8 protein-coding genes and 3 rRNA genes are annotated in these 12,615 nt (G+C 50.8%); 1 reads left to right on the forward strand and 10 read right to left on the reverse strand.

Features of this window, described 5'->3' with window-relative positions; genetic code table 11:
• Positions 1 to 11 precede the first annotated feature (11 nt).
• Positions 12 to 1,019 (forward strand): sugar phosphate isomerase/epimerase, encoded by a 1,008-nt coding sequence (locus tag JR346_RS09755; RefSeq protein WP_205482393.1) that lies wholly within the window; start codon positions 12 to 14, stop codon positions 1,017 to 1,019.
• A gap of 84 nt (positions 1,020 to 1,103) precedes the next feature.
• Here the strand turns inward: JR346_RS09755 and JR346_RS09760 are convergent, their stop codons facing one another.
• From JR346_RS09760 to JR346_RS10665, 10 genes are all read right to left on the reverse strand, one after another.
• On the reverse strand, positions 1,104 to 1,331 hold the full coding sequence (locus JR346_RS09760) for a hypothetical protein (protein ID WP_205482394.1): 228 nt from the start codon (positions 1,329 to 1,331) through the stop codon (positions 1,104 to 1,106).
• Between the two features lie 84 nt (positions 1,332 to 1,415).
• Entirely contained in the window at positions 1,416 to 1,688 is a 273-nt protein-coding gene (locus JR346_RS09765; RefSeq protein WP_240333949.1) for a PTS system mannose/fructose/sorbose family transporter subunit IID, read from the reverse strand.
• Positions 1,689 to 1,796: 108 nt separating this feature from the next.
• Positions 1,797 to 2,258, reverse strand: a complete 462-nt coding sequence (locus tag JR346_RS09770; protein WP_205482395.1) for a hypothetical protein — start codon at positions 2,256 to 2,258, stop codon at positions 1,797 to 1,799.
• Positions 2,259 to 2,381: 123 nt separating this feature from the next.
• Positions 2,382 to 3,263: a PRD domain-containing protein gene (locus JR346_RS09775; RefSeq protein WP_205482396.1), complete on the reverse strand. Its 882-nt coding sequence runs from the start codon at positions 3,261 to 3,263 to the stop codon at positions 2,382 to 2,384.
• 140 nt (positions 3,264 to 3,403) lie between these two features.
• Positions 3,404 to 3,520 (reverse strand): 5S ribosomal RNA (rrf, locus tag JR346_RS09780).
• A 133-nt stretch (positions 3,521 to 3,653) separates the two neighbouring features.
• Positions 3,654 to 6,762, reverse strand: a 23S ribosomal RNA gene (locus JR346_RS09785).
• Positions 6,763 to 7,131: 369 nt separating this feature from the next.
• Positions 7,132 to 8,665 (reverse strand): 16S ribosomal RNA (locus JR346_RS09790).
• Together the 16S, 23S and 5S rRNA genes form the textbook arrangement of a ribosomal RNA operon.
• Positions 8,666 to 10,153: 1,488 nt before the next feature.
• On the reverse strand, positions 10,154 to 10,774 hold the full coding sequence (locus JR346_RS09795; RefSeq protein WP_204878295.1) for an isochorismatase family protein: 621 nt from the start codon (positions 10,772 to 10,774) through the stop codon (positions 10,154 to 10,156).
• A gap of 14 nt (positions 10,775 to 10,788) precedes the next feature.
• Positions 10,789 to 11,775: an aldo/keto reductase gene (locus JR346_RS09800; protein WP_204878294.1), complete on the reverse strand. Its 987-nt coding sequence runs from the start codon at positions 11,773 to 11,775 to the stop codon at positions 10,789 to 10,791.
• A 183-nt stretch (positions 11,776 to 11,958) separates the two neighbouring features.
• Positions 11,959 to 12,117: a helix-turn-helix domain-containing protein gene (locus JR346_RS10665; protein ID WP_205482397.1), complete on the reverse strand. Its 159-nt coding sequence runs from the start codon at positions 12,115 to 12,117 to the stop codon at positions 11,959 to 11,961.
• Between the last annotated feature and the right edge of the window lie 498 nt (positions 12,118 to 12,615).

Genomic DNA, 12,615 nt, shown 5'->3' on the forward strand with positions numbered 1-12,615 from the left:
ACAGGAGCATCATGAAACTCGGTGTTTACAGTGCAATTCTCCACGACCGTACTCTCGAAGAAGCCCTCAAAGTCGTTTCGTCGCTAGGACTCAAAGGGTATGAACTCAACACTGGCGGGTTTTTACCTCCTGTCCATGTCCCCATCGACGAGATCCTAAATCAACCAGAACTAGCGGAGGACTATCTGTCCATATTCAGAGCGGCCGGAGTTGAAATTGCTGGACTGAACTGCAATGGAAATCCCCTCCACCCCAACCGCGAAATCGGTGAAAAGCACGCCGAAGATCTACGTAAGTCGATTCGACTTGCCCCGCTACTGGGACAAACTAGAGTTGTAACCATGAGTGGTCTCCCCGGATCAGAACCTGACACCAGGCATCCTGCCTGGCACGTAAATACATGGAGCTCAGGAACCCTAGATTCCTTGGAATACCAGTGGGAAGTTGCCGTAGATTTCTGGCAAGAAATCGAGAAACTAGCTGCCGAAAACGGCGTCAAAGTAGCTATTGAACTTCATCCACAGAATCTAGTATTCAACCCACCAACAGCTAAGCGACTAGTAGAACGTGTAAACGCTCAGCATATTGGTGTTGAGCTTGACGCCTCTCATCTCTTTTGGCAGCAGATGGATCCCATCAAGGCCGTTCAATGGCTGGGTGATCTTACATTCCACGCCGCTGCTAAAGATATTCGCATCAACCGAGAAAACGCTGAAATCGTTGGTGTACTCGATGAGCGATTCCGCAGGTTGTCTCCCGAAGAAGACAGGGTCAACATTGGCGGCAATGAATGGGTTAATGAATGGCCTCAGGATTCCGCTTGGGACTTCGTGGCTGTAGGCGTAGGACACAATGCGAACTACTGGGCAGAGTTTATGAAAGCGTTGCACGAAGTAGATTCCAAGATGTGGCTAAACATTGAACACGAGGATACCTCAATGGGGAGGGTCGAAGGGTTAAAGTACGCGACCAAGACTCTCACTCAAGCAGCAAAAATAGCGAATATCGATATCTCCTAAATAACTTCCCTCGCACGAACCTTAATAAAATTGTGTGGACCCTAAAAATAAGTTTTAGGGTCCACAGTTTGTAGTGCTGGATGTTTATAGTTGCGTGAGCAAGTTGGTCAAAGGGTACGAGTTTGAGGGGTCTAATCCTAGTGCCTTGCGTTCGGCGGCGATACCGAAGAAGGAACCTGAGTTATTACCCTGTGCATCCGCCGTGTTGTCTCCGGCATCCGGGTCGAGGGCAGTAGGTAGATTCCCGGTGGGAAAACCGGTGAACATGTGGTTGGTGTAGCGGGAAAGTTCCATGGGAACGTTGATGGACATCTATTGAGAGGCCAGCGAGCCCATGACGAATAGACCGACAATTGATGCCATCTGGGTCAAGCGGCGCAGAGTGTTAACACCGACCTATGACACAACTTCAACACCTTTTTCGTAGCCAATCTCGAAGCCGTACCAGCGGGTGGCAAAGCACAAGATACCCAAGCCAAAGAAGAAGAGTAGCGGTCCCAGAATGCTACCGCTGAGTGCCAAGGACGCGACGAGGGCAGCGAGAACCGGGCGGACAGTTCCCCAGAAAATGGGGTCGCCAACGCCAGCCATGGGGCTCATCAAACCAACTTTGACGTTAGCGATAGCCGCGTCATCGATGTCTTCGCCGGCAGCATTTTGACGCCCCATTGCAGAGGTAACACCGGCAATGGGAGAGGCAATCCAGAGCCAGTTGTCTGTGCAACCAATACCTGCGCTGGTGCCTGTTCTGGCGCTTCGGCGGGGGCGTCCTGGGTTTTAGGTGGGTTCATGATTGCCTAGAATGAGCGGACGCCCTTTGTTCCAGCTGTGGTTGCTTTTGGCTAAGGACGCGAGGGTTGCGTTCTTGCGTGAGGCTACGCTGATGGTTTCAATCAGTATGGGCACGTTAACACCCGAAACAACATCAACGTTAAAATCTTCTGCTGCTATGTGTGCCGCCGCGTTATAGGGGCTACGCCAAAGAGATCTACCAGAAGGAGGGTTTCGGTCGAAGCCTGCGTTTCGCCCATAATTGCCTTGTACTTCTCGGTCAGATCTTCTGGCTCCTTTCCCGTCATAAAGGTAAGGGTGAATGTTCTCGGTATTACCGAGAATTATATACGGGCTGTAGCGAGAAGCGCTGGTGCGGATTCCCCCGTGAGCGACCACGATTATCGTGACCATAATGGTCCTCTCAATATCTATGTGCTGTGCAACCGATTCAGATTCACCGGTCACAGACCCCTCATTGTATTGAGTGGTTTTATTTTGGAACGAGTGCCTTTATTGAAATAGATTCCGCATCTTAGCACCACGAAATCCACACAGAAACAGAAATAGTATGCCTAGATTAAATTAACTTTACGCATCAACGGTTTCTGTTGAGTCATCATTCCACAGCTCGCGGGCAAGTCTTGCGATATGAATGGCTAGGTAGGTCAGCTCATCATCGGTGAGCTCCTGACTCAGGTGCATTTCGAGCAGCAACAAAACTTTACGGGCACACGCAAAAGCCTTTGGATAACTGGTACGCATCGCCTCTGTTACGAGCGGCATGGAAGTTTCAGCGGACGCGCGCGCTTGCGCTTTCTGGTCGGTCCGCACGAAGAGATAACGCAGGTGGGTGACAAAGCGAGCCACACTCATAGCTGTCTGATCAACCTCGTGACCGTAGCTGGTGCCGATGATATCGAAAATTTGAGCAAACACCTCCGTCATGCGGAAAGTCCTGCTCATATCTTCGTAATCAAACTGCGAGTTCACTAGGTGCAGCGCTAGAGGTATTGCCTCGTTTTCAGGTAGTTTCACACCGGTGCGTTCGAGCACTAGCTGCAGGGCGCGATACCCGAACTCTACCTCTGTAGGGTAAAGCTGCGTAACTTCGAGGGTAAGGGGATAGTCAACGGTGACGCCCTCCTGCGCACGTACAAGGGCATAGTTGAGGTGGTCAGCCAAAGGAATGATAAAAGAGTGGGCTATTTTGATACCGTGTTTTTGGGTGACCTGCTGCTCTAGCTCTGTAGCGAGCGAAAGGATTTCTGAGGGGATCTGCTCTAAAGACCAGGTCAGACGCTCGTTAGTAGTGGACGCATCCGGAACGAAGGTCTGTTCGACCTTGGTGGGGTCTATCATATCGCCTTTGCGTTTACCGAAGGCGAGCCCCTTACCGATAACCACTATTTCCTGGCCTTTAAAGGTAGTAGCTAGAGCGACATTATTATTGTAGATACGACTAATGCGCAATAGCTTTCCCCTCGCAGTTTGTTTTACAAGTATAATGGATATTTTCGTTCTGAATTATCCAGTTTACCGGGAAACTTACAACCCAACATTAAACGAAAAAGGAGCCCGAGCCACAGCCCAAACTCCTCCATCAAACAAAAAACCCGCGGTGACCTACTCTCCCACACCCTAACAAGTGCAGTACCATCAGCGCAAAAAGCCTTAACTACTGGGTTCGGAATGGAACCAGGTATTTTACTCTCGCCAAAACCACGGAAAACCAAACAACACACACCCCACCAACAAACAAGAGGCGGGGCACACGCCGGGGTTATTACCCAAAAACCATACAGTGGACACGTCAACAACAAAAACAATACTCACATACTCATGCCACCACAAAAAGTGATAAACAGTAAGCCTTCGACCTATTAGTACCAGTCAACTCCACACCTCTTCAGTCGGCGCTTCCATACCTGGCCTATCAACCCCATCATCTATAGGGAGTCTCACACACAAAAAGTGCAAGGAAATCTCATCTCAAAACAGGCTTCCCACTTAGATGCTTTCAGCGGTTATCCCTCCCGAACGTAGCCAATCAGCCATGCACCTGGCGGTACAACTGACATACCAGAGGTTCGTCCGTCCCGGTCCTCTCGTACTAAGGACAGCCTTTCTCAAATTTCCAACGCACGCAGCGGATAGGGACCGAACTGTCTCACGACGTTCTGAACCCAGCTCGCGTACCGCTTTAATGGGCGAACAGCCCAACCCTTGGGACCAACTCCAGCCCCAGGATGCGACGAGCCGACATCGAGGTGCCAAACCATGCCGTCGATATGGACTCTTGGGCAAGATCAGCCTGTTATCCCCGAGGTACCTTTTATCCGTTGAGCGACGGCCATTCCACAATGAACCGCCGGATCACTAGTCCCGACTTTCGTCCCTGCTCGACCTGCCAGTCTCACAGTCAAGCTCCCTTGTGCACTTACACTCAACACCTGATTGCCAACCAGGCTGAGGGAACCTTTGGGCGCCTCCGTTACTCTTTAGGAGGCAACCGCCCCAGTTAAACTACCCATCAGGCACTGTCCCTGAACCAGATCATGGCCCGAAGTTAGATATCCAGAATGACCAGAGTGGTATTTCAACAACGACTCCACACAAACTAGCGTCCATGCTTCACAGTCTCCCACCTATCCTACACAAGCCACACCAAACACCAATACCAAACTATAGTAAAGGTCACGGGGTCTTTCCGTCCTGCTGCGCGTAACGAGCATCTTTACTCGTACTGCAATTTCGCCGAGTTCATGGTTGAGACAGTAGGGAAGTCGTTACTCCATTCGTGCAGGTCGGAACTTACCCGACAAGGAATTTCGCTACCTTAGGATGGTTATAGTTACCACCGCCGTTTACTGGGGCTTAAATTCTCAGCTTCGACCACAAAGATCTAACCAATCCTCTTAACCTTCCAGCACCGGGCAGGAGTCAGTCCGTATACATCGTCTTACGACTTCGCACGGACCTGTGTTTTTGATAAACAGTCGCTTCCCCCTGGTCTCTGCGACCCATACACGCTCCCCACCGCAAGGGCAGTTCACGCTCAAGGTCCCCCTTCTCCCGAAGTTACGGGGGCATTTTGCCGAGTTCCTTAACCATGATTCTCTCGATCGCCTTAGTATTCTCTACCTGATCACCTGTGTCGGTTTAGGGTACGGGCAACTAGAACCTCACGCCGATGCTTTTCTCGACAGCATAGGATCACCAAATCCCCCACAAACGGGGTCCCATCACACCTCAGGCAAACACGGCCGCATTTAACAAACCGATACCCTACATGCTTAGACCACGACAACCATCGCGTGGCTTGGCTACCTTCCTGCGTCACACCTGTTAATACGCTTACCGCCACTGCTCGGATCCTACAACCCGCAGTAAGCTCCACACCAATCATAAAACCAGTGCAGTTACAAACCACATCGCATAGTTAGCATCACAGTCTTAGTATGGACGGTCCTTCGTCGGTACGGGAATATCAACCCGTTATCCATCGACTACGCCTGTCGGCCTCGCCTTAGGCCCCGACTAACCCAGGGCAGATTAGCTTGACCCTGGAACCCTTGATCATCCGGCGCACGGGTTTCCCACCCGTGATTCGCTACTCATGCCTGCATTCTCACTCGCATACCCTCCACCACTAGTTCACACCGCAGCTTCACTGGATACACGACGCTCCCCTACCCAACACACTCCACAAATGAAGCACATTGCCATAACTTCGGTGGTGTACTTGAGCCCCGCTACATTATCGGCGCGGAATCACTTGACCAGTGAGCTATTACGCACTCTTTCAAGGATGGCTGCTTCTAAGCCAACCTCCTGGTTGTCTAAGCAACTCCACATCCTTTCCCACTTAGCACACGCTTAGGGACCTTAGTTGATGGTCTGGGCTGTTTCCCTCTCGACAATGAAGCTTATCCCCCACTGTCTCACTGCTACACTCTCACTTACCGGCATTCGGAGTTTGGCTGACGTCAGTAACCCTGTGGGGCCCATCGGCCATCCAGTAGCTCTACCTCCGGCAAGAAACATGTAACGCTGCACCTAAATGCATTTCGGGGAGAACCAGCTATCACAGAGTTTGATTGGCCTTTCACCCCTATCCACAGCTCATCCCCTCCATTTTCAACTGAAGTGGGTTCGGTCCTCCACCACGTCTTACCGTAGCTTCAACCTGGCCATGGATAGATCACTCCGCTTCGGGTCTAGATCCTGCCACTCAAACGCCCTATTCAGACTCGCTTTCGCTACGGCTACCCCACACGGGTTAACCTCGCGACAGAACACTAACTCGCAGGCTCATTCTTCAAAAGGCACGCTGTCACCCCAAAAGGCTCCAACGGCTTGTAAGCACACGGTTTCAGGTACTATTTCACTCCCCTCCCGGGGTACTTTTCACCATTCCCTCACGGTACTTATCCGCTATCGGTCATCAGGAAGTATTTAGACTTACCAGGTGGTCCTGGCAGATTCACACGAGATTCCACGAGCCCCGTGCTACTCGGGTGGTCACACAAGCGGCGTGTCACATTTCAGGTACAGGACTCTCACCCTCTCCGGCCGTCCATTCCAAGACGTTCCCCTACACAACACAACATCACTACACTAGCCAGTTAGAACTAGAACGGTAACTCCCACAACCCCCATGATGCAACGCCTAACCGCTATCACACACCACAGGTTTAGTCTCATCCGCTTTCGCTCGCCACTACTCACAGAATCATTAGTTATTTTCTCTTCCAGCAGGTACTGAGATGTTTCACTTCCCCGCGTTCCCCCCAACCAGCCTATACATTCAACTGGCGGTAACTCACATCACTGCAAGCCGGGTTTCCCCATTCGGAAATCCTGGAATCAACGCCCTGTTATCGGCTCCCCCAGGCTTATCGCAGATTCACACGTCCTTCATCGGCTCCTGATGCCAAGGCATCCACCGTGTGCCCTTAATAACTTACAAAACACACAAATAATCAAAGAATAAAATCTAAGTTGTTACAAAATCATGAAAACAATAACAGAACAAACAAACACCCAAAAGCGCCCATTCGCTCACAGTTTCCAGAAGATGCTCGCGTCCACTATACAGTTCTCAAACAACAACCCACACACACAACAAACACACCAAAACAGCATATCCACCATGCGCCAGGCACAACAACAGAGACAACAAACCAAAGCTTGCTACCTCAAAACCCAACAGTATACCTTGAAAACACCACAACCAAGCAATGCCAAAAACAATGACGATATTCCACCCATGAGCAAACCCAGTGTCCAACACTCGCGGACAAACCAGGCTCAACCAATAAATGTTGAAGCTCCTTAGAAAGGAGGTGATCCAGCCGCACCTTCCGGTACGGCTACCTTGTTACGACTTAGTCCCAATCGCCAGTCCCACCTTCGACGACTCCCCCCACAAAAAGCGGTTAGGCCATCGGCTTCGGGTGTTACCAACTTTCGTGACTTGACGGGCGGTGTGTACAAGGCCCGGGAACGTATTCACCGCAGCGTTGCTGATCTGCGATTACTAGCGACTCCGACTTCATGGGGTCGAGTTGCAGACCCCAATCCGAACTGAGACCGGCTTTTTGGGATTAGCTCAACCTCACAGTATCGCAACCCATTGTACCGGCCATTGTAGCATGCGTGAAGCCCAAGACATAAGGGGCATGATGATTTGACGTCATCCCCACCTTCCTCCGAGTTGACCCCGGCAGTCTCCTATGAGTCCCCACCATCACGTGCTGGCAACATAGAACGAGGGTTGCGCTCGTTGCGGGACTTAACCCAACATCTCACGACACGAGCTGACGACAACCATGCACCACCTGTACACCAGCCCAAAAAGGGAAACCCTATCTCTAGAGCGATCCAGCGTATGTCAAGCCTTGGTAAGGTTCTTCGCGTTGCATCGAATTAATCCGCATGCTCCGCCGCTTGTGCGGGCCCCCGTCAATTTCTTTGAGTTTTAGCCTTGCGACCGTACTCCCCAGGCGGGGCACTTAATGCGTTAGCTACGGCGCGGAAAACGTGGAATGTCCCCCACACCTAGTGCCCAACGTTTACGGCATGGACTACCAGGGTATCTAATCCTGTTCGCTCCCCATGCTTTCGCTTCTCAGCGTCAGTTACAGCCCAGAGACCTGCCTTCGCCATCGGTGTTCCTCCTGATATCTGCGCATTCCACCGCTACACCAGGAATTCCAGTCTCCCCTACTGCACTCTAGTTAGCCCGTACCCACTGCACACCCGGAGTTAAGCCCCGGGCTTTCACAGCAGACGCGACAAACCGCCTACAAGCTCTTTACGCCCAATAATTCCGGACAACGCTCGCGCCCTACGTATTACCGCGGCTGCTGGCACGTAGTTAGCCGGCGCTTCTTCTGCAGGTACCGTCACTTTCGCTTCTCCCCTGCTGAAAGAGGTTTACAACCCGAAGGCCGTCATCCCTCACGCGGCGTCGCTGCATCAGGCTTGCGCCCATTGTGCAATATTCCCCACTGCTGCCTCCCGTAGGAGTCTGGGCCGTGTCTCAGTCCCAGTGTGGCCGGTCACCCTCTCAGGCCGGCTACCCGTCGTCGCCTTGGTGAGCCATTACCCCACCAACAAGCTGATAGGCCGTGAGCCCATCTAAAACCAGTACAAACCCTTTCCACCAAAAACCATGCGGTTCCCAGTCATATCCGGTATTAGACCCAGTTTCCCAGGCTTATCCCAGAGTCAAAGGCAGGTTACTCACGTATTACTCACCCGTTCGCCACTAATCAACCCGGTGCAAGCACCAAGCATCATCGTTCGACTTGCATGTGTTAAGCACGCCGCCAGCGTTCGTCCTGAGCCAGAATCAAACTCTCCGTTAAAAAACAAAAAAGAATGATAACTGTTATAGCTCAAAAATAAACAAAACCATCCCATACTCCACAAAACGGAAGCACCCGCCGTGCTTAATGACGGAACAAACACCACAAACATAGTGCTCGAGAGATGATCATAACTGTCATATTGAAAACCAAAAGTTATCAAAATAATAAATAAATTGGTATCAATCAAAGTTTTTATAAATCAAAGCACACTATTGAGTTCTCAAGCAACAAACCACCCCAACACTCACCCCACACCAACCGGCGCAAGAAGCTCGCATTGAGCAGTCAATTCTCTTATTTCAGCTACCCACCGCAGCAGGCAACCATTCAAGCTTACCAGAAGCATTTCCACACCGCAACACGAAACAACATGTTCCACATCACAACCACGCATGAGCACATCCCAGCAACCACCACAACAGGCAACCACACAAAACCAAGCACACACGCACCAGAAACACCCTATAAAACTCTCAAAACCACCGCCCGACTAGGCACTTCATACAGCACCCCGCCACGACGACTCAAACAACTATACGCACCCAAAACACACCCCCGCAACCAACAAACCATAGACGCAGATTACTTACACACCTGTCATTAGAACAAACACCCAAGCCACAACCACTTTAAGGAAAAGAAAACTTTTTCAAAAAAGTTCCAGAACCAGAGTACTGACACTAACCAAAGACAAATTTTAGTGATGCAAAGCATTAGCTTGGCTCACATATAAGGCTTTTGAATCCAGCCAGTGACACGAGGTATAGAGAGCCGACCACCCCTAATACATACCGTCTACACTACATCGGTGGATATGTATAAGGTCTGTCTGTTAGGGAACGGAGTAGTCGCACAAACTTAAGCTTTCTTCTGCACGCCCCAAGACCTTCTAAAGGCGCTACGGCTATCAAGGTCATAGAAGGAGGAAAGAGATACAGGTAGTAAACGCTAAGGATTCAGAGCGCAGAAGATTGTGGTGCGTCAACGTGTAGAGATCTTAAAAGAAGAAAGACTCGCGCCGGGGGGAACCACAACCACCGACGCGAGCCAGTCTAAGTCGAACCGCTTGAGTAAATATTTTAGAACCACACTCAACATACGATTCGTGTCTCGCACACACCCTTACGGGTGCAAATTTAGTTGACAACAAAACTACTATAACCCGATGTATAGAACGTTTGCAACCCCGGAACACAATATTTTCTAAAACCATCTGACGTATGTGATTGGTAAACCCGTGGAACGCAGATGAACTGACACAAAAACGCCTTGCTAGATGTTACCGACCGGTATCTTTACCTGGAGCATAAGCGCCTCTCACCCAGTAAATACCTAGTAACTAGCTGATTGGCAAAGAAGATCTGTTAAGCCCCAAATACCGTTCCTGCAGGTTTATGAGTAGGCAATTTTAGGTGCCACTACGCAGCAAAACCCTGATAAGTTTTCTCAAACCTTCAAAATGCTTATAAAACCAGGGAATTTTTGCTACTGCTTGGTAACTAATTCTTGTAAGTTGATCACTTGACCCGTGCTTGCACCGATGAGTCTTAGTACGTTGAGGTGCCGCTCAGCAGAGTAATCAGCAATCGCGTCCGCCACTACAAAATACTCGATATCTCGCGCTAGAGCATCAAAACTAGTGGCGATGATGCCACCTGAAGCAAAAATCCCAACAACCGCCAACTGATTTCTTCCTAGCCGGCGAAGTTCCACATCAAGGTCAGTTGCGTAGAAAGCGCTGAGAGATCTCTTATAAACGCACGGAACGTCATCCAGAGCCTGCACCAAAGATTCGTTGACCTGCGACGCAGTGGGACCCAACCCCCACAATTTTCCACCAATGCCCCGCTGCTCAATAGCGGTGGCAGGACGCGGTGCCGAACGTACAACGGGAACGCCGTTCTGCTGCGCCCAGTCCACTACGATCTGCACAGACTTTATAAGCTCTTCTTGTAATTGTGCGGTCAAGACCTGTAAGTAGTAGGGAAGAAAATCATGAACGAGTAAGGCAACCCGAGAAGAATCAAAGCTCCAGCCTAAACCTTCACTCTCCCGGTTAAATTCGGTCAGCGAGTAGGACGCAATATTAGCGCTAAAAGTAGCCACCGCTATTACCTACCCTAGAAAAGAGCAATTTTATCGGGTGCAGGGAAGATTTGATCGAGGTGCCCCAAATCCTCGGATGAGAGTATCACCGAAGCAGTCGCAGCATTCGCCTGAACCTGCTCTACACTGGTAGCTCCAGCAATGACCGAAGCTACGGGGTGCTGTGCAGCCAACCACGCAAAAGCGATCTCAACCTCGCTCAGGTTGCGAGTGCGTGCAAACGAGGAGAACGCCTCTAACTGATCCCAATTAGCGCCTTCAAGAATTTGCGGTTTGAGACGGGTCAAGCGTCCGTCGGCAGGTGCCTGATCTTTGGTGTATTTACCGGTCAAAAGACCGTTAGCTAGGGGAAAGTAAGGCAGCATACCCAGCCCAAAGGCGCGAGCTGCGGGCATCACTTCAAGCTCTGCACGGCGATCAAGCAAGTTGTAATGGTTTTCAACAGCAATATAGCGATGCGTGCCTAGCTCACGGGCGATATACTGCGCATGAGCAATCTGCCACCCAGCATAATTGGAATTACCGATATAACGCACCTTGCCCTGCTCAATGAGAGTGTCGAGAGCTACGAGGGTCTCTTCAATAGGCGTCTTCTCATCGGGGGTGTGATGAAAGTACAAATCGATATGGTCCGTGCCCAATCGGGTCAGGGATGCCTCAACCGCCCGCATGATGTAGCGGCGAGAACCGCGCACCCCGTAGTCAGCGCCGTTAGTGCCCTTCATGTCCATACCGAACTTTGTCACGAGAACAATGTCATCACGTACTGATGAATCCAAAGTCTTCAAAGCCTGACCAAACATGGTTTCGGAGACACCGGGCTCGGCACCGTAGATATCAGCAACATCGAAAAGAGTAATGCCAGCATCCACCGCAGCAGCAATCACTGTATTCGTTGCCTCTTGGGTCTCCGTCGCCGTGCCCGCGCGTCCGAGATTATTGCACCCCAAACCCACCGACGAAACAATAAGACCTGATGTACCCAGCTGACGATATTCCATAACACCCTCCAACAGCTTGTTTTTTCTAGGTTCTCACAACTACTAACAGTTTTTCTAGACACCACGAAAAATGACGTCGTAGGCGTTAAGGACGCAAGGCTCCTCTCACCGAAGATCGGCGAAAGAAGCCCTCAGTCTAGTGAACCTTAGTGACCCATGCCAGCAGGTACTGCGCCCTCGGGCTTACCGCGCCAAGCGGTGCTTGGGTCTAGGCGGTAAGTGTAGGAGCGTCCTACGGCGCGGACCGCGTAGCAGTACCCCGCGTTCTACGAAACGACTAATCGCCCGTGAGACCGACTCACGGGAACGGTGCATTTCCTCCGCTATCTCTGTAGTGTTCACATGCAGATAGTTCTCAAAGTCGAGCCGCCCTAGTAGCTTTACGAAAATCCTGTAGTCCCCATCAGCCCAATCCGCGTTAGCTATCGCATCAAATTAGGTAACCATTCCCATGAAAACCCCCTCGATTCCAAGCTTTCGATTCTGAGCGCGGGACGGCTACGAGGTCGTACACTCCGCCGGTTTCGGTGTCGACGTAAGCCTTGATTTTTCTTTCTTGCATTCGTCCCGCTCCTAAATTCTCGTGTGACAGTACAATCACATCACGTGATTCTAGGGCCACACGGGAATTAGCGAAAGTCCAGTATTTGCAAGGGTTCTGGGCGTACTCTCTTCTTAAGAAAGCAGGCGCGTTTTTGGGTCTGTATCTCACAGCTTTTCATGGTCATTTCAGCACTCATTTTCACCGGCTTATTTTGTTCGCTCACCTGACTTAAAAACCTAAGCTGCTCACTTCAATAACTCCTCCGTCCCCAACCCGCGCAGGCGGATTAGCTGGGG

The sequence above is a fragment of the Rothia sp. ZJ932 genome (assembly GCF_016924835.1).
Lineage (GTDB): Bacteria > Actinomycetota > Actinomycetes > Actinomycetales > Micrococcaceae > Rothia.